The following is an 18,479-nucleotide window of genomic DNA, read 5'->3' as shown; positions in this document are numbered from 1 at the left end:
CGGGCCTGCTGCAATCGTCCGACGGACCTCACGGCTCACAGCCTTGTCTGCGCTGGGTGCGCGCCAGCGTCGCCACGAGGGCGAACAGCAGCAGCGCCGCCATGCCATTGTGCGCGGTCGCCACCGGCAGCGGCAGGCCGAAGTGCACGTTGCTGATGCCCAGCAGCACCTGGCAGACCAGCGCGGCGCCGATGGCGATGCCGCACCAGCGCAGCCCGCGCCGGGTCAGCCGATGCGACAGCCAGCCGAGGTAGCAGAACACCACCAGCGCGCCGATCCGATGCACCATCTGGATCGCAGTGCGCGCGCCCTGGTCGAGGATGCCGCCTTCGTAATCCACGCCGATGCCGCGCCACACGATGAAGCCCTGGTGATAGTCGCCCGGCGGCCACCACTGGCCGAGGCACTTCGGGAACGCCGCGTCGCCGAAGCCGCAGGCCAGCGCCGCGTAGTTCGACGAGGTCCAGCCGCCCAGCGCGATCTGGCAGGCCAGCAGCACGATGCCGAGGATCACCAGCCTGCGCAGCCCCGCCAGCGCATCGTCCGCCGCACCCACGCCGGCGAAACGCACTGCCGCATAGCCCAGCAACGCGAACGTGGTCATGCCGCCCAGCAGGTGCCCGGTCACCACGACGGGTTTCAGCAGCAGGGTCACCGTCCACATGCCGAGCATCGCCTGGAAGATGATCACGCCCAGCGCCACCAGGCAGATCCGCCACGCCGCCGGCCGTTGCAGCGCCAGCGCGGCGGCCAGCGGCAGTGCGATCGCGCACACCGCCAGCAGCGACGACCAATGGTGTTCGCCGCGCATGTACATCACCACGCCGACCGCAGCGAGCACGGCACTCCCCGCCAGCGTCAGCACGGTCCAGCGCCGTCGCCATGCGGCCAGCAGCGCCAGCGCCAGCACCAGCACGCCCAGCGTGCCGGCCAGCATGCGGTGCACCTGCTCGCGCCAGGCCTTGTGCGCCTCATACGGGCGATCCGGGAACGCGGCATCGGCCTTGGCCACCGCCTGCGCGTGACTGGGCCAAGTCGCCTCGCCGTAGCAGGTGGGCCAGTCCGGGCACGACAGGCCCGCGTTGGACAGCCGCACGAAGGCGCCGAACATCACCAGCCCGAACGCGAACACCGCCGCCAGCAACGACAGCCAGCGCAGGATTTGCACGACACGCGACGACATTACTTGATGACCTTGCGCAGATCCCGGAACAGGCCGGAGGGATCGAAACCGGCAGGATAGCGCGCCAGCGCCGTGCCATCGGATTCCACCAGCACGGCGCTCACCGTGTCCGGTTGCTGCGGTCGCCACTGCGCCAGCTTGCCGTCCACGTCCTGGCCAAGCTGCCAGAAGTTCGCCATGCCGTCGCGTGGCGCGTCCGCGGGCGGCGTGCCCACATAGAGCAGGCGCAGCCGCGACTGGTTGCGGTTGAGCATCACGCGGCTCTTGGCCATCGCGGTCAGCGTGGCGTAGCAGCGCGCCGCGCAGTCCGGCCCGGGCAGCGCCACCAGGGTCAGCCGCGGCTCGCTGTCGCGCCACGCCCAGTCCTTGCCGTCGGCGAGGCGCACCGGCAGCTGTTCCTGCGCGAAGTTGCGCTGCGGCAGGATCGGCAGGCCGTTGCCCTGCGCACCGGGCTGCCAGCCGCTCAGCGTGAGCACCAGCGCCAGCACGAACGGCGCGGCGAAGATCGAGGCGACCAGCAGCAGCTTCAGGCGGCTCTTGCGGAGCGCGGCGGGATCAAGGGCATTCATCGGGAGTCCGTCGGTAGTGATTTGCGCGAACCGCGCTTGCGATTCAGCACCAGCAGGATCACCACCACGGCGATCGCGAAGGAGAACCACTGGAACGCGTAGGCGCGATGCCGCGCCGGCGGCATGTCGCCGAAGTCCAGCGTGTGCACGCGCACGTAGATCGAGGCCGGGTCGGCGTCCAGGCTCAGCACGCGCGGATACAGTTTCGCGCCAAGGTCGGCGGCGATCTGCTGCGGGTCGAAGTAGATCGTCTTCTTCGGCCAGCGTGTCTGCCGCGTGAGCGCGTTGCCGCCCATCTCGAAGCCGTGGCCCGGCGGCGGCACGTAGAGGCCGTGCAAGTCCTGCACGCCTTCCGGCAGGGCCGGCAGCTGCGGCGTCTGGTCGGTGCCGTTGCCGGGCAGGAAACCCAGGTCCGCCAGCAGCAGGCGGTCGGCACCCGGCACGCGCAGCGGCACGTAGACCTCCACGCCGCCGCGATCGTCGTGCTTCGGGTTGTCCAGCAGGTAGACGCGGTCGGCCAGGTAGCGGCCCTGCACCCGCACTCGCGGATAGGCGTCCGCTGGCGGTCGCGCGGCCACCGCGGCGAAGTCCTGCGGCGACGCCACAGCCGCCGCGGCATAGCGTCGCAGCAGCTCGTCCTTGTAGTCGGCACGGTGCAGTTGCCAGAAGCCCAGACGCACGAAAAGCACGGCTGCGGCAGCGGTCAGCAGGATCGCCCACCATGGCGGGCGGCGGAAACCGCCTAGCACGATGCGCCACCTGCCGTGGCTATACTGCCTGCACCCCATTCGACCGGATCAATCACGTGGGCCCCATCTACAAATACGCGGTGGTGGTGTTGCTGCTGGTGGTGATTTTCAGCCTCGCCCAGGCGCTGTACTACATGATGACCGACAAGGACAACGACAAGCGCATGGCCTGGGCGCTGACCCGCCGCATCGCACTGTCCCTGCTGCTGATCGGCATGGTCGTGTTCGGCATCTGGATGGGCTGGCTCCAGCCGCACGACGTCGGCCAGTGATTGTAACCGCCGCGGCACTGGTTGTTTCCCAGCAATACGAAGAAGCCCGCCAATTGGCGGGCTTCTTGTATTCGAGAACTCGATGCGAAGCAGCGCTTCTCTGAAAAGTCCGGCCATGGATGGCCGGTTTTTGACTTTCGCTCTCCGCGACAGGATGTCGCGTTAAGTCAGAGGATATAAACGAACAGGAACAGGCACAGCCAGACCACGTCGACGAAGTGCCAGTACCACGCCACCGCCTCGAAGCCGAAGTGGTGATCCTTGCTGAAGTGCCCCTTCAGCACGCGCAGCCAGATCACCGCCAGCATGATCGTGCCCAGGGTCACGTGCAGGCCGTGGAAGCCGGTCAGCATGAAGAAGGTGGAACCGTAGACGCCGCTGTGCAGCGTGAGGTTCAGCTCCTTGTACGCCTCCATGTACTCGTGCGCCTGGAAGAACAGGAAGCTCGCGCCCAGCAGCACGGTAAGGCCGAGGAACAGCAGGATGCGGCCGCGATGGCCACCGCGCAACGCATGGTGCGCGATCGTCACGGTGACGCTGGAGGTGAGCAGGATCAGGGTGTTCAGCAGCGGCAACCCCCACGGCGCCACGACACCGAAGGCACCGCCGACGTGCATCGGGCCGTTGCCGCCGGCCGCACCCCACGCGCCGCTGTAGGCGTCGTAGAGGAACTGGTGGGTGAGCACGCCGTGGCCTTCGCCGCCCAGCCACGGCACCGAGAACGTGCGGATGTAGAACAGCGCGCCGAAGAACGCGCCGAAGAACATCACCTCGGAGAAGATGAACCACATCATGCCCATGCGGAACGAGGTGTCCACCTGGGGGTTGTACAAGCCGGCCAGCGATTCCTTGATCACCGAATGGAACCAGCCGAAGAACATGCCGAGGACGCCGATCGCACCGATCGTGATCACCGTCTTGCCGAAGCCGGCCTCGCCGGGCTCAGCATTCAGCCAGTGCGCGGCGCCGAACACGGTGAGGAACATGACCACCGCGGCGACGATCGGCCACTGGCTCTTGCTCGGTACGTAGTAGATATCGTGCTGCTGGGCCATGCTGACACTCCGTGGAGTTTCCCCGGTGAGGCGGCGAACCGCCTCGACTATTTCATCAACAGAATTTGCGCGAACGACAACAGATAGAACGCGCCGACCACGATGGCCAGCACCGTCACGGTGCGACGCACACCATGGCGGCGCTTCCGCTCAAACTGTCCATCCGCGATGTGGTTGGCCATGTGCCGTGTTCTCCGCGCCGGTCAGTCGTTCACGTGGCCGTGCGCCAGTTCCTCGTCGTGCACCACCGGCGGCACCGTGAAGCTGTGGTGCGGCGGCGGCGAGGACAGCGTCCACTCCAGGCCGCGCGCGCCTTCCCACACGCGGTCGGTGGCCTTCTTCTTCGAGAAGAACGCGCAGTGCACGATCACGCCCAGGAAGATCAGCTGCGAAGCGCCGAACAGGAAGCCGCCGATCGAGCTGATCATGTTGAAGTTGGCGAACGCCACGTTGTAGTCCGGGATGCGGCGCGGCATGCCGGCGAGGCCGAGGAAGTGCTGCGGGAAGAACAGCACGTTCACGAACACCACGCTGCACCAGAAGTGCACCTTGCCCCAGAACTCGTTGTACATGTGGCCGGTCCACTTCGGCAGCCAGTAGTAGGTGGCCGCCATGATCGCGAATGCCGCACCGGTCACCAGCACGTAGTGGAAGTGCGCCACCACGAAGTAGGTGTCGTGGTACTGGAAGTCGGCCGGCACCAGCGCCAGCATCAGGCCGGAGAAGCCGCCGATGGTGAACAGGATCACGAACGCGATCGCGAACAGCATCGGCGTCTCGAACGTCATCGAGCCGCCCCACATCGTGGCGACCCAGTTGAACACCTTCACGCCGGTCGGCACCGCGATCAGCATCGTCGCGTACATGAAGAAGATGTCCGCGCCCAGCGGCAGGCCCACCGCGAACATGTGGTGCGCCCACACGATGAACGACAGGAAGGCGATGCAGGCGATCGCGTACACCATCGCGCGATAGCCGAAGATCGGCTTGCGCGCGAACGTGGGGATCACCTCCGAGACGATCCCGAACGCGGGCAGGATCATGATGTAGACCTCGGGATGACCGAAGAACCAGAACACGTGCTGGTACAGGACGGGGTCGCCGCCGCCGTGCGGGTTGAAGAAGCTGGTGCCGAAGTACTTGTCGGTGAGCAGCATGGTCACCGCGCCCGCCAGCACCGGCATCACCGCGATCAGCAGGAACGCCGTGATCAGCCAGCTCCACACGAACACCGGCATCTTCAAGAGGTCCATGCCCGGCGCGCGCATGTTGAGGATGGTGGCGATGATGTTGATCGCGCCCATGATCGAGCTGATGCCCATCAGGTGGATCGCGAACACCACGTAGGCCAGCGAACCGCTCTGCAGCGACAGCGGCGGATACATCGTCCAGCCGCCGGCCGGGCCGCCGCCGGGCAGGAACAGCGTGGACAGCATCAGCAGGAACGCGAACGGCAGGATCCAGAACGAGAGGTTGTTCATGCGCGGCAGCGCCATGTCCGGCGCGCCGATCATCATCGGGATCATCCAGTTGCCGAGACCCACGAAGGCCGGCATGATCGCGCCGAAGATCATCACCAGCGCATGCATGGTGGTCATTTCATTGAAGAAATACGGCTGCACCAGCTGCAGACCCGGCTTGAACAGCTCGGCGCGTATCACCATCGCGAAGCTGCCGCCGATGAAGAACATCGTCAGCGAGAAGATCAGGTACAGCGTGCCGATGTCCTTGTGGTTGGTGGACATCACCCAGCGCTGGAAGAAGCCCTGCGGTGCGTGGTGGTGGTCGTCGTGGTGATCGTGGGCGGCTTCGTGGGCCATGGCCTTGCACCTCTACCTGATGTTCTGTCGTGGGCGCAGCCGCGAACGGCTGCGATCCGGATTCCTGGCGGCCGCGACGGGCCGCTCGCTGCGTGGCGTCAGCCGTGCCCGCCGGCGGCGGGGGCGGCGGCCTGCGCGGTGGCGGGTGCAGCGGCGCTTGCGGCAGCCGCCGGCGCGGCGGGCGCATTCGCCTGCTCCTGCGCGGCCAGCCACTTCGCGAAGTCCTCCTGCGAGACCGCCTTCACCACGATCGGCATGAAGCCGTGGTCCTGACCGCACAGTTCGGCGCACTGGCCACGGTAGGTGCCGGCCACGTTGATGTTGGTCCAGGCGGTGTTGACGATGCCGGGGATCGCGTCGATCTTCCAGCCGAACGACGGCACCCACCACGAGTGGATCACGTCGTCGCTGGTGATCACGAAGCGGATCTTGGTGTGGATCGGCAGCACCAGCGGCTTGTCCACGTTCAGCAGGTAGGTGTTCTCGTCGCCGGTCTTCACCGCGTACGGGTCCATGCCCGAATCCAGTTGGCGGGTCTTGTCGGAAAGCGCATCGAGCTTCGACATGTAGCCGACCTTGCTGACCGGCTTGCCGAGGTAGTCGACGTAGTCGTAGCGCCACTTCCACTGGTAGCCGGTGACCTTCACCGTCATCTGCGAGCCGGTGGTGTTCGCGAACGAGACCAGGCCGCCGGTGGACATCCACGCCAGCACCACCAGGATGATCACCGGGATCGTGGTCCAGATGATCTCGACCGTGGTGTTGTGCGACCACTTCTCCGCCACCGCGCCGCGCGACTTGCGGAAGCGGAACATGGCGATGAACATCGCGCCGAACACCAGCACGCCGATCACCACGCACACGCCGAGCGCGAGGTTGTTGAGGAAGTACGGCTCGCCCGACCAGGTGGTCACACCACGCTGCATGTTGAGCTGCCACGGATGCGGGTCGGCCTGCGCAAGCCCGGCGCACAGCGCCAGCACGATGGCCGTCGACGCCGCGATGGCGCGCCTGATGCCGGCCATCCTGCCGCGGCTGGATCGGCCGTCGCGGATTCGATGTCCGTCCGGCCCGGTCCCGTCAGTCCTGATGCTGCCAGCTGTCATGCTCTCGCCCTTTGTTGAACCTATCCGCGCGACTGGTCGTTGACCTCTTCCAGCAGCACCTTGAGTTTCCGCAACAGCTCGACACGTTCCTGTTCGGCCAGGAACCCGCCGATTTCCAGCTCGCGCCCGTGCGATGACAGCAGCAGGCGGCGACATCCGCTTTCCCCCTCGTCCATCCGCACGCGCACCCAGTAAGGCTGGAAACGCACGCGGTGCCGGCCCGGCAACGATTGCACCTCCAGCGACGTGTCGTCGAGGGTGATGCGCTCGCTGCGGTCGCCGGCCCGCCAGGCCACGCACAAGGCGACAGCCACGGCAGACGACTCGACCAGGGCGAACAGCGGAGCGAACACATTCCCCTGCCACGCACCCAGGACGGCGGTCGTCAGCGCCAGCGCCACCAGAAGCATGATGAGCCGACGCAGGCCGCGCCGACTGAGCGTGCGATTCGGCCTGAGCCATATCGTCACGCGAGGCAAGCCGGCGGCGGCTGGTCGTAGCACGATCATGGAGATCCGGCGTGCCAAGAGCGCTTCGATGATAGGTCGCAAGTGCGCAAGGGGCAAGAATGCCGCAGGGACTTGAGCCAAGTCAGCTTTGCCGGGCATGCGCGACATACCTCCGCGTACCTTGCGCCAGGGCGGCAAATTGCGGCGGCGCGGCGGCGCTGGGCGTACAATTGCGCGTTTCCGTTTGCCTTCCCCATCACATCGACCCGCCGTGACCCAAGCCATCCTCAGCCCCGAACTCCCCGCCGGCGCCGAGTCCGCCCGCGCGCGCATCACCGCCGCCTGGCTGCGCGACGAGACCGAAGCGGTCAACGACCTGCTCGCCCAGGCCACCTTGCCGCCCGCCGAGCGCGAGCAGGTGATCGACGTCGCCGCCGGCCTGGTCACGCGCGTACGCGCGCGCGCCAAGGACCAGAGCGCGGTGGAATCCTTCATGCGCCAGTACGACCTTTCCTCCGAGGAAGGCGTGCTGCTGATGTGCGTGGCCGAAGCACTGCTGCGCATCCCCGACAAGGCCACCGCCGACAAGCTGATCCGCGACAAGCTGGGCGACGCGGATTGGAAGAAACATCTGGGTCAGAGCGAGTCGCTGTTCGTCAACGCCAGCACCTGGGGCCTGATGCTCACCGGGCATCTTGTCAATCTCGCTGAAGAGACCCGCCGCGACTTCACCGGCGCGCTGAAGCGCCTTGCCGGCCGCGCCGGCGAGCCGGCGATCCGCCTCGCCGTGCGCCAGGCCATGCGCATCATGGGCCACCAGTTCGTGATGGGGCAGACCATCGACGAGGCGCTGGACCGCTGCGCGAAGAAGGAATACGCGGTGTTCCGCTATTCCTACGACATGCTGGGCGAATCCGCGCTCACCAGCGAGACCGCCGAGCGCTACCAGGAAGACTACCGCCGCGCGATCGCCCGCATCGGCGCGCGCGGCCCGTTCGCGAACCACACCGACGCGCCCTCGATCTCGGTGAAACTGTCGGCGCTGCACCCGCGCTACGAGGTGGCCAAGCGCGAAATCGCCCGCCGCGACCTCACCGCCAAGCTGCTGGAACTGTCCCAGCTGGCGATGAAGCAGGGCATCGCGCTGTCCGTCGACGCCGAGGAAGCCGACCGTCTCGAACTCTCGCTGGACATCATCGGCGACGTGTTCGCGCACCCCTCGCTGGCCGGCTGGAACGGCCTCGGCATCGTGGTGCAGGCCTACTCCAAGCGCACCCCGTTCGTGATCGACTGGCTGATCGAGACCGCACGTGCGGCAAATCGTCGCTGGTACGTGCGCCTGGTGAAGGGCGCCTACTGGGACGCCGAGATCAAGCGCGCCCAGGAACAGGGCCTGGCCGGCTACCCGCTGTACACGCGCAAGCCGAACACCGACGTCTCCTACCTCGCCTGCGCGCGCAAGCTGTTCGACGCCGGCAGCGAGCTGATCTACCCGCAATTCGCCACCCACAATGCGCACTCGATCGCCGCCGTGCATCACATCGCGCGCGGCCGCCCATTCGAGTTCCAGCGCCTGCACGGCATGGGCACCGACCTCTACGCCGAAGTGATCGGCCCGCAGAACCTCAACGTGCCCTGCCGCGTCTACGCGCCGGTGGGCACGCACGAAGACCTGCTGCCCTACCTGGTGCGCCGCCTGCTGGAAAACGGCGCCAACACCAGCTTCGTCAACCGCGTGGTGGACGAGACCCTGCCGGTGCGCGAGCTGGTGGCCGATCCCTGCGAGACGGTGCGCCGCTTCGCCTCCATCCCCCACCCCCGCATTCCCCTGCCGGTCAACCTGTTCGGCGAACTCCGGAAGAATTCCATGGGCATCAACTTCTCCAACGACAACGAACTGAAGGCCGTCGCCGAGGCGGTGAACGCCAAAGCTGGTCCATGGACTGCCGCACCGCTGGTGCCCGGCGCGGCAGGAGCGGCTTCAGCCGCGACCGTCACCGTCACCAACCCGGCCGACCGCCGCCAGGTCGTGGGCAGCTACGTCAGCGCCGACGCCGCCCTGGTGGACCAGGCCCTGGCCAACGCCGTGGCCGCCCAGCCCGACTGGGACCGCCTGCCCGCCGCCAGCCGCGCCGCGATCCTCGAACACGCGGCCGACCAGCTTGAAGCGCGCCGCGCCGAGTTCCTCGCCCTGTGCGTGCGCGAGGCCGGCAAGAGCCTGCCCGACGCCATCGCGGAAGTGCGCGAGGCTGCCGACTTCCTGCGCTACTACGCCACCATGGCGCGCCGCCTGTTCGGCCAGCCCGAGCAGCTGCCCGGTCCCACCGGCGAAACCAACCAGTTGTACTTGAACGGCCGCGGCGTGTTCGTCTGCATCAGCCCGTGGAACTTCCCGCTGGCGATCTTCCTGGGGCAGGTCAGCGCCGCGCTCGCCGCCGGCAACAGCGTGATCGCCAAGCCCGCCGAACAGACCAGCCTGATCGGCCATGCCGCCGTGAAGCTGCTGCACGAAGCCGGCGTACCCGGGGCCGTGCTGCAATACCTGCCCGGCGACGGCGCCACCGTGGGCGCCGCACTGACCCGCGACCCGCGCGTGGCCGGCGTGGCGTTCACCGGTTCCACCGAAACCGCGTGGGCGATCAACCGCGCGCTGGCCGCGCGCAATGCGCCGATCGCCGCGCTGATCGCCGAGACCGGCGGCCAGAACGCGATGATCGCCGACTCCTCCGCCTTGCCCGAGCAGATCGTCAAGGACGTGATCGCCTCCGCGTTCCAATCCGCCGGCCAGCGCTGCTCCGCCGCGCGCGTGCTGTTCGTGCAGGAAGACATCGCCGACAAGGTGGTGGGCATGCTCGCCGGCGCGATGGCCGAGCTGAAGGTGGGCGACCCCGGCCAGCTCTCCACCGACGTGGGCCCGGTGATCGACGAGGACGCGAAGAAGATCCTCGTCGACCACGCCGCGCGCATGGACAAGGAGGCGAAGAAGATCGCCGAGGCGAAGCTCGATGCCGACGTCGCCGCCCACGGCACCTTCTTCGCCCCGCGTGCCTACGAGATCCCCACGCTGTCCACGCTCACCCGCGAAGTGTTCGGCCCGGTGCTGCACGTGCTGCGCTGGAAGGGCAGTGAACTGCCGCAGGTGGTCGAACAGATCAACGCCACCGGCTACGGCTTGACGCTCGGCGTGCACAGCCGCATCGACGACACCGTGGAATACATCCGCAGCCACGCCCGCGTCGGCAACTGCTACGTCAACCGCAACCAGATCGGCGCGGTCGTCGGCGTGCAGCCGTTCGGCGGCGAATCCCTCTCCGGCACCGGCCCCAAGGCCGGCGGCCCGCACTACCTGCTGCGCTTCGCCGGCGAGCGCACGCTCACCATCAACACCACGGCGGCGGGTGGCAACGCGTCGCTGTTGACGATCGGCGAATAGCGAAATAAACGCCGCATTCGCCCGACCGCTTGTGCATTGCGCAAGCGGTCGGCGGCGCGGGCGTGCTAGAAAGTCCGGACTGCAGGCTGCTTCCGGCCTGCCTGCGTCGGAGCATCGGCACCATGGCACGACCCGCCGGCATGATCGGCTTTCATTCCGCCAGCGCGCTCACCGTGGCCACGGACGACCCGCGTTATACCGCGGCGGAATTTCCCACCAACAAGCTGCTCTACCTGGTGCAGCTGGCGGATGGCTGCGGCGTGGACAGCCGGTCGTGGTTCGCCGGGCTGGCCCTCAACCGCGCGCAGATCGCCGACCCGGCGTTGCGCGTCTCCTACCGCCAGGCCAGCCTGTTCGTGCAGCGCGCGCTGGCCGCGCTGGCGGCGGCAGACGTGACCGACGCGGGCCTGCGCATCGGCCGCGAGGGCAGTGTCGGCGGCTTCGGCCTGCTCGGGCTGGCGATGATGACCTCGCGCACGTTCGGCGAGGCGATGCTAGCCGGCATCGCCCACCACAAGATCTGCGGCTGCCTGCTCGATCTCTCCTTCGAGGCGGTCGACGAACACGCGGTGGCGATGGTCGCGCTGCCGCTGTTCGACGACGCCAGCCTGCTGCCGTTCTTCTGCGAGGAGCTGTTCGCCAGCTCGACGATGATCGCGCGCGAGCTGGTCGGCCCCGGACTATGCCCGCTGCGGGTGGAACTGGCCTATCCGCGCCCGCACCACGCCGACGAGTATGCGCAGCTGTTCGGTTGCGAACTGCGTTTCGACGCGCCGCGCTGCCGGCTGCTGATCGGCACGCAGTGGCTGGCCCAGCCGCTGCCCGGCTACAACCCGCTCACCGCGCAGCAGGCGCTGGCGCTGTGCGCGCAGCAGCGCACTGCGGACGGCGGCGAGCCGCACCAGGAAATCGTCGCGGCGGTGGAACGCCTGCTGCGCAGCCGATTGCGCCAGCAGCCCACGCTCACCGACGTGGCGCGCACGCTCAACCTCAGCGAGCGCTCGCTGCGGCGCCGGCTCACCGAGAGCGGCCGCGTGTTCCGCGAAATCCACGACCGCGTGCGCGCCGAACGCGCGCTGCAGCTGCTGCAGGCCGGCGCGCTGAGCGTGGCCGAGATCGGCGGCGAGGTCGGCTACAGCGACCCGCGCGAGTTCCGCCGCGCGTTCAAGCGCTGGACCGGCATGGCGCCGCAGGAAGCGCGGCGCGCCGCGGCTTGAAGCTTCTGCTCGTCATTCCGGCGCAGGCCGGAATCCAGTAACCGCATGGCTTGGCCAAGCGTAATCGCCACTGGATCCCGGCCTGCGCCGGGATGACGAGCTTTCATGCAGAGGGCGCACCTGCGCCCCGCATACTGGCCGCTTTGCCCCCCACCGACTGACCGTTTTGCCCTCCCCCGCGGCGTCGCCTTGGGCGACAGTGGTGCCATCCGCACCGCCGTTCGAATGGGGAGTTCAACGATCATGCGCAAGACGCTCATTGCCGTGGCATTCGCCACCGCGCTCACCGGCTGCAGTGGCCAGCAGGCCCCCGCGCCGCAGAACCAGACCGACGCCAGCTTCGAGGCGAAGCTGCAGGAACAGTTGCTGGACGCCAAGCCCGGCAGCGTGATCGAGATTCCCGCCGGCCATTACCACTTGAAGCGCGGCCTAAGCCTGCGCACTGATGGCGTCACCATCAAGGGCGCCGGCATGGACCAGACCGTGCTCTCGTTCAAGGGCCAGGTGGTCGGCCCCGAGGGCCTGCTGGTGAACGCGAACGACTTCACCATCGAGAACCTCACGATCGAGGACACCAAGGGCGATGCGCTGAAGATCAACCACGGCAGGAACATCACCATCCACGGCGTGCGCACGCAGTGGACCGACGGCTCGAAGACCAGCAACGGCCCCTACGGCATCTACCCGGTGAAGACGCAGAACACGCTGATCGAGGATTCCGAGGCGATCGGCGCCTCCGACTCCGGCATCTATGTGGGCCAGTCCACCAACGTGATCGTGCGCAACAACAAGGTGCACGGCAACGTCGCCGGCATCGAGATCGAGAACACGGTGGACGCCGACGTCTACGGCAACACCGCGACCGACAACTCCGGCGGCATCCTGATCTTCAACATGCCCGACCTGCTGATGGACGGCCATTCCACCCGCGTGTTCAAGAACACGGTGACCACGAACAACCACGACAACTTCGCCGCGAACGGCTCGGCGGTGGCCAGCGTGCCGGCCGGCTCGGGCATCGTGGTGAACTCCAACCCGAAGGTGGAGATCTTCGACAACGACATCGCCGACAACAAGACGGCGAACATCATCATCTCCAGCTTCTATTCCACCAACTACGCCAGCAAGACCGGCGTGGCGCCCAACTACGATCCGTATCCGAAGGGCATCTTCGTCTACGGCAACCGCCTCAAGGGCGGCGGCGACTCGCCCAGCGGGCTGGAATTCAAGGCGCTGAAGACCGCGCTGTTCGGCCTCTCCGGCCACTTCCCCGACGTGTTGTGGGACGGCTACAGCGATCCCAAATTCAAGGGCAAGGAACTGCCGCCGGAGGACCGCATCTGCATCCAGGACGTCAGCGGCGTGGTGAATGCCGACGGCCCGAACGGCTACAAGCATCCCGACACCGACATGAAGCCGTTCCAGTGCACGCTGCCGAAGCTGCCGGCGGTGGTGCTGAACCCCGAGCCGAAGGTCTGAGCGCATGCCGGTGAAGTTTTTCCGTTACCTGTTGCCTGCCGCGTTGTTGCTGCTGGCCGGCTGCCACCGCGCGATGCCGGCGGTGGCGTTCCACGCCGACGGCCGCCCGACTATGCTCAGCGACTGGCACGTGGTCGAGGCGCGCGACGGCAAGCTCGAGCTCAACGCCGGCGTGGTGCCGTACAGCCTCAACAGCCATCTGTTCACCGACTACGTGCACAAGCTGCGCACGATCTGGATGCCGAAGGGCGCATCGGCGAAATACACGGCGAACGGGCCGCTCGATTTCCCGGTCGGCACCATCATCAGCAAGACCTTCTATTACCCGCGTGCCGCCGACGGCAAGTTCAGCGACGTGGCGCGCACGCTGGACTACAGCGGCGACTTCGCCGGCCAGGGCCTGGACCTCGCCAGCGTGCACATGGTCGAGACGCGCCTGCTGGTGCGCCGCAAGGATGGCTGGGCGCCGTTCACCTACGTGTGGAACGAGGCGCAGACCGAAGCCGGCCTGGCGCGCACCGGCGACGTGCAGGCGCTGACCCTGGTCGACGCCCAGGGCGGACGCGAGGACTTCAACTACGTGGTGCCGGACGAGGGCCAGTGCGTCACCTGCCACGAGGCCGACATGCTGAGCCGGCACATCCAGCCGATCGGCCCCAAGGCGCGCCACATGAACCGGGAATACGGCTATGGCAGCGGCCGGCAGAACCAGCTGGAGCACCTGGTCGCGATGGGCTACCTGATGGGCCTGCCCGCGCTGAAGGACGTGCCACGCGACGCCAATTGGCGCGACCCTTCCGCCTCGCTCGACGCGCGGGCGCGGGCGTACCTCGATATCAACTGCGCGATGTGCCACAACCCGAACGGCGTGGCCAGCGTCACCGGCTTCTCGCTCGGCCCCGACACGCCGGAAGACCACCGCCTCGGCCTGTGCAAGTCGCCCGAGGCGGCCGGCCCCGCCACCGGCGGCCGCCTGTTCGACATCGTGCCCGGCAAGCCCGACGAGTCGATCCTGATGTACCGCATGGCCTCCACCCGACCCGGCGTGATGATGCCGGAGATCGGCCGCAGCACGGTGGACCGCGAAGGTGAGGTGCTGATCCGCGCCTGGATCCTCTCGCTGAAGGGCAACTGCGACATCGTGCATTGAACACCGCCACACCGAGTCAGGAAACGATCCTTTCGGCGCGGTGACCGCGCCACGCGTGACGATGCAAGGGGAGAACCGGGATGACGATGCGCCAACGACCACTGTCCGCCTGCCTGCGCCAAGTACTGCACGGCGGCGCCCTGCTGCTGCTGTGCGCGCCGCTGCCCGCGCTGGCCGCGCAGGACGCCACGCCGTCGAACGCGCCGGCCAAGCCGGCCGCGAAAACCGACGAGGCCAAGGCCAAGCAGCTCGGCGCCGTCACCGTCACTGCGCAGAGCCGCACCCAAGAAGTGCAGGACGTGCCGATCGCGCTGCAGATCGTCACCGCGAAGCAGGTCGACACGCTGGCCGCCACCGACATCAGCAAGATCGACATCTTCGTGCCCGGCCTGGTGGTGGGCTCCACCCAACCCACCCAGCCTTCGTTCGAACTGCGCGGCGTGCAGTCCTCCGGCAACTTCGGCATGGGCGTCGACCAGCCGGTGGGCGTGTACGTCGACGGCGTCTACGCCGGCAGCACCGGCGGCGCGCTCTTGGCCTTCAACGACATGAAGCGCATCGAAGTGCTGAAAGGCCCGCAGGGCACCTTGTTCGGCCGCAATGCGGCGGGTGGCGCCATTTCCGTCGTCACCAACGAGCCCAGCGACCATTTCGAGGCCAAGGGCCGGCTGCGCTTCGGCAACTACGGCGAGCGCTACGGCGACGCGCTGGTCAACATCCCGCTCAGCCAGGACATGGCGGTGCGCGTCAGCGTGATGGACAACCAGAGCGACGGCTGGGTGAAGGATGCCGCCACCGGCAAGCACTACGGCGTCAACGACGACTGGGGCACGCGCGTGGTGTACCGCTGGAACCTCACGCCGGATACCCGCGTGCTGCTGTCCTGGGACCACGAGCAGCTCAAGCAGCCGCCTCACCCGGCGTTCGGCCTGATCCCGCTGACCAGCGACACCAACCAGCGCGCACCCTTTCCGGCCGACCCGGCCACGTTCCTGAATCCGCTGCATGCGCCGCTGTACAACGACACGGTGAACCCGATCGAGAAGCGGCGTTTCGACGGCAGCACGCTCACCATCGACCACAACTTCGGCTGGGGCAGCCTCACCTCCACCACCGCGTGGCGCAACTTCGACACGGCGAACCTGGGCGACTACGACGGCACCAACCACATCGTCGACTACCTCGAAACCGGCAACTACGAGCACAACAACAGCTGGTACCAGGAGTTCAAGCTGAGCGGCAACACCAGCCTGATCGACTGGGTGGCCGGCACCAGCTGGTACAGCGAGCAGGGGCGCCAGACCAGCGAGGCCGGCGTCACCACCGACAGCCTCGACACCCTGGCGCAGAACGTGCTGGGCGCCGGCACCCCGCTCACCGACATCAGCAACGGGCTGGCCGCGATGGGCGTGCCCTACACCTTGCTCGGCGACATGTGGCGCGAGCACATCCTGAACGTCGAGAACTACAAGTCGTGGGCGGTGTACGGCGACGTGATCTGGCACCTCACCGACCGCCTCAACCTCACCACCGGCGTGCGCTTCACCCACGACCAGAAGAGTTTCAGCTGGTACAACCCGCCGCGCGAGGCACCGCAGTTCGACGACACCGTGCTGGCGCTGAACAACGCCGGCATCACCGCGATGCTGCCGCCCGAGGCGCAGTACGCCCTGGCCATGTTCGGCCAGAACGTCATCTTCACCCAGGGCACCGGCTCGCCGGTGGGCGTGCTGGTGAACGCCGACCGCAGCTGGACCGACGTCAGCCCGCGCGCGGTGCTCGACTACAAGTTCACGCCCAACATCATGGGCTATGTCTCGGTGGCCAAGGGCTACCAGGCCGGCGGCTTCGGCTTCCAGCAGTTCAATTCGACCTATGCGCCGGAGACGGTGTGGAACTACGAGGCGGGGGTAAAGACGCTGTTCCCGGAGCTGAACCTGCTGCTCAACGGCTCGATCTACCACTACCGGTACCTCAATCAGCAGAGCCTGATCCTGTTCACCGACACCACCATCCCGCACTACGGCATCAGCAGCAGCAACGAGCAGGCCACCGGCGCGGAGCTGGAACTGCAGTGGCAACCGATCGATGCGCTGCAGATTGGTTTCAACGCCGCCTACATCGACCAGACCTATCTCAACACCGTGCAGAACGGCATCGACGTCAGCGGCCAGCCCACCGGCGTGCCGAAGTATTCCTTCGCCGCCCACGCCAGCTATACGTGGCACGACGTGGCCAACGGTGACGTGAGCTTCAACTGGACCTACGGCTACCGCTCTAAGACGCGCTGCAACAGCGGTTCGCAACTGCAGGGCACTTGTCAGATGAGTCCCAACTTCTCCGTCGGCACCGCGCAGAACCGCACCGACGTGCGGCTGGGCTGGGACGCGGCGCACGACCGCTGGGGCGTGGCCGTGTTCGCCAGCAACCTGTTCAACCACCGCTACGTGTACGGCGTGGACAATACCGCCGGGCAGGTGTTCGGCACGCCCTACGCCAACATCATGCCGCCACGCACCTGGGGCGTGGAATTGCACGCGAAGTTCTGACCATGCCTCCTGTCGACGGACTGCCCGAAATCCACGCCATCCTGCAGCGCATGCGCGATACGCAGGCGCGCGACCCGCTGCCGGACTGGCCGGTGCGGGCAGCCCGGCTGCGCAAGCTGGAAAGCCTGCTGCAAGACCAACGGGCCGCCATCGCCGCCGCGATCCACGCCGATTTCGGCAACCGCCCGGTCGAGGAAACCGATCTGCTGGAGGTCTTCCCCAGCCTGTCCGCCGTGCGCCACGCACTGCGCCACGGCCGGCGTTGGATGCGGCCACGGCGACGGCTCGCCGACCTGCTGTTCCTGCCCGCGCGCACCGAGCTGCGTCCGCAACCGCTGGGTGTGGTCGGCATCATCGTGCCGTGGAACTACCCGCTCTACCTCGCGGTGGGACCGCTGGTCGACGCACTGGCCGCCGGCAACCGCGTGATGCTGAAGATGAGCGAGTACACGCCACGCTTCTCCGCGTTGTTCGCCGAGCTGATCGGCCGGCATTTCGCGCCCGACGAAGTGTGGGTGGTGAACGGCGATGCCGCGGTGGGCCAGGCCTTTGCCGCGCTGCCGTTCGACCATCTGCTGTTCACCGGTTCCACTGCGGTGGGCCATCACGTGATGCGCGCGGCCGCGGCCAACCTCACCCCGGTGACACTGGAGCTGGGCGGCAAGTCGCCCGCGATCGTCGGCCCCGGCGCGCGGCTGGAGCAGGCGGTCGAACGCATCGTGTTCGGCAAGCTCGTCAACGCCGGGCAGACCTGCATCGCGCCCGACTATGTGCTGCTGCCGCGCACACGCATGGGTGAATTCGTCGCCGCGGCGCGCACGGCCACCGCGCGGCAGTATCCCGACCTCACGCACAACCCGCAGTACGCCAGCATCATCGACGACCGCCACTACGCGCGGCTGTCGGCGCTGCGCGACGAAGCGCAAGCGGCCGGCGCCACCATCGAACGGCTGAGCGACGCCACACCCGATGCCGCGCGCCGCCTGCTGCCGCCCGTGCTGCTCACGAACGTCCACGACGCCATGCCGGTGATGCGCGAGGAAATCTTCGGCCCGCTGCTGCCGCTGGTGCCCTACGACACGCTGGACGAGGCGATCGCCTACATCGCCGCCCGTGCGCATCCGCTGGCGCTGTACCTGTTCGAGACCGACTCCGCGCGCATCGATGCCGTGCTCGCACGCACCCACGCTGGCGGCGTCAGCGTCAACGACACGCTCTACCACATCGCCCAGCACGGGCTGCCGTTCGGCGGCGTGGGCGCCTCCGGCATGGGCGGCTATCACGGCGAGGCCGGCTTCCGCACGTTCTCGCACCTGAAGCCGGTGTTCCGCCAGGCACGCTGGAACGGTGCCGGCCTGCTCAACCCGCCCTACGGCAAACGCTTTCGGCAGATGCTGGACTTGCTGCTCAAGCGGGGATGAAAAAGCCTCCCCGCTCGCGCGGGGAGG

15 protein-coding genes are annotated in these 18,479 nt (G+C 67.5%); 7 read left to right on the top strand and 8 right to left on the bottom strand.

Annotation, left to right across the window (positions count from 1 at the left end; translation table 11 throughout):
- Nucleotides 1-28: 28 nt before the first annotated feature.
- From AB7878_RS10985 to AB7878_RS10975, 3 genes are read right to left on the bottom strand one after another with little or no spacing between them, the layout of a single operon-like run.
- Complete coding sequence (locus AB7878_RS10985; protein ID WP_369494406.1) at nucleotides 29-1,183, bottom strand: COX15/CtaA family protein; 1,155 nt, start codon at nucleotides 1,181-1,183, stop codon at nucleotides 29-31.
- Nucleotides 1,183-1,752 (bottom strand): redox-active disulfide-containing membrane protein, encoded by a 570-nt coding sequence (locus AB7878_RS10980; RefSeq protein WP_369494405.1) that lies wholly within the window; start codon nucleotides 1,750-1,752, stop codon nucleotides 1,183-1,185. The genes AB7878_RS10985 and AB7878_RS10980 overlap by 1 nt, the downstream gene beginning before the upstream one ends.
- Nucleotides 1,749-2,501, bottom strand: a complete 753-nt coding sequence (locus AB7878_RS10975) for an SURF1 family protein (RefSeq protein WP_369494404.1) — start codon at nucleotides 2,499-2,501, stop codon at nucleotides 1,749-1,751. The genes AB7878_RS10980 and AB7878_RS10975 overlap by 4 nt, the downstream gene beginning before the upstream one ends.
- Before the next feature lie 56 nt (nucleotides 2,502-2,557).
- Between AB7878_RS10975 and AB7878_RS10970 the strand changes: the two genes are divergently transcribed.
- Nucleotides 2,558-2,773 (top strand): twin transmembrane helix small protein, encoded by a 216-nt coding sequence (locus tag AB7878_RS10970; protein WP_139351621.1) that lies wholly within the window; start codon nucleotides 2,558-2,560, stop codon nucleotides 2,771-2,773.
- Nucleotides 2,774-2,940: 167 nt separating this feature from the next.
- On the opposite strand, the gene AB7878_RS10965 is transcribed toward AB7878_RS10970, so the two are convergent.
- The 5 genes from AB7878_RS10965 to AB7878_RS10945 all read right to left on the bottom strand — a co-directional run bounded on the left by AB7878_RS10965 (nucleotide 2,941) and on the right by AB7878_RS10945 (nucleotide 7,263).
- On the bottom strand, nucleotides 2,941-3,828 hold the full coding sequence (locus AB7878_RS10965; protein WP_369494403.1) for a cytochrome c oxidase subunit 3: 888 nt from the start codon (nucleotides 3,826-3,828) through the stop codon (nucleotides 2,941-2,943).
- A 47-nt stretch (nucleotides 3,829-3,875) separates the two neighbouring features.
- On the bottom strand, nucleotides 3,876-4,010 hold the full coding sequence (locus AB7878_RS10960) for a hypothetical protein (protein ID WP_369494402.1): 135 nt from the start codon (nucleotides 4,008-4,010) through the stop codon (nucleotides 3,876-3,878).
- A 21-nt stretch (nucleotides 4,011-4,031) separates the two neighbouring features.
- Nucleotides 4,032-5,648 carry a cytochrome c oxidase subunit I gene (gene ctaD, locus AB7878_RS10955; protein WP_369494401.1) on the bottom strand — a complete coding sequence of 539 codons (1,617 nt, stop codon included), beginning with the start codon at nucleotides 5,646-5,648 and terminating at the stop codon, nucleotides 4,032-4,034.
- 98 nt (nucleotides 5,649-5,746) lie between these two features.
- Entirely contained in the window at nucleotides 5,747-6,673 is a 927-nt protein-coding gene (gene coxB / locus AB7878_RS10950) for a cytochrome c oxidase subunit II (RefSeq protein ID WP_369494400.1), read from the bottom strand.
- A gap of 101 nt (nucleotides 6,674-6,774) precedes the next feature.
- A complete protein-coding gene (locus AB7878_RS10945; RefSeq protein WP_369494399.1) occupies nucleotides 6,775-7,263 on the bottom strand; it encodes a DUF2244 domain-containing protein in 489 nt (162 codons plus the stop codon).
- A gap of 211 nt (nucleotides 7,264-7,474) precedes the next feature.
- On the opposite strand from AB7878_RS10945, the gene putA reads away from it, so the two are divergent.
- From putA to AB7878_RS10915, 6 genes are all read left to right on the top strand, one after another.
- Nucleotides 7,475-10,636 carry a bifunctional proline dehydrogenase/L-glutamate gamma-semialdehyde dehydrogenase PutA gene (gene putA, locus AB7878_RS10940; RefSeq protein WP_369494398.1) on the top strand — a complete coding sequence of 1,054 codons (3,162 nt, stop codon included), beginning with the start codon at nucleotides 7,475-7,477 and terminating at the stop codon, nucleotides 10,634-10,636.
- A 122-nt stretch (nucleotides 10,637-10,758) separates the two neighbouring features.
- A complete protein-coding gene (locus AB7878_RS10935) occupies nucleotides 10,759-11,853 on the top strand; it encodes an AraC family transcriptional regulator (protein ID WP_369494397.1) in 1,095 nt (364 codons plus the stop codon).
- Nucleotides 11,854-12,096: 243 nt separating this feature from the next.
- Nucleotides 12,097-13,332 carry a parallel beta-helix domain-containing protein gene (locus tag AB7878_RS10930; RefSeq protein ID WP_369494396.1) on the top strand — a complete coding sequence of 412 codons (1,236 nt, stop codon included), beginning with the start codon at nucleotides 12,097-12,099 and terminating at the stop codon, nucleotides 13,330-13,332.
- A gap of 4 nt (nucleotides 13,333-13,336) precedes the next feature.
- Nucleotides 13,337-14,482, top strand: a complete 1,146-nt coding sequence (locus tag AB7878_RS10925; RefSeq protein ID WP_369494395.1) for an SO2930 family diheme c-type cytochrome — start codon at nucleotides 13,337-13,339, stop codon at nucleotides 14,480-14,482.
- 86 nt (nucleotides 14,483-14,568) lie between these two features.
- A complete protein-coding gene (locus AB7878_RS10920; RefSeq protein ID WP_369494394.1) occupies nucleotides 14,569-17,031 on the top strand; it encodes a TonB-dependent receptor in 2,463 nt (820 codons plus the stop codon).
- 2 nt (nucleotides 17,032-17,033) lie between these two features.
- On the top strand, nucleotides 17,034-18,452 hold the full coding sequence (locus tag AB7878_RS10915) for a coniferyl aldehyde dehydrogenase (RefSeq protein ID WP_369494393.1): 1,419 nt from the start codon (nucleotides 17,034-17,036) through the stop codon (nucleotides 18,450-18,452).
- Nucleotides 18,453-18,479: the final 27 nt, after the last annotated feature.

The sequence above is a fragment of the Rhodanobacter humi genome (assembly GCF_041107455.1).
Classification (GTDB): Bacteria; Pseudomonadota; Gammaproteobacteria; order Xanthomonadales; family Rhodanobacteraceae; genus Rhodanobacter_A.
This window is presented reverse-complemented; position numbering and strand designations above follow the sequence as displayed.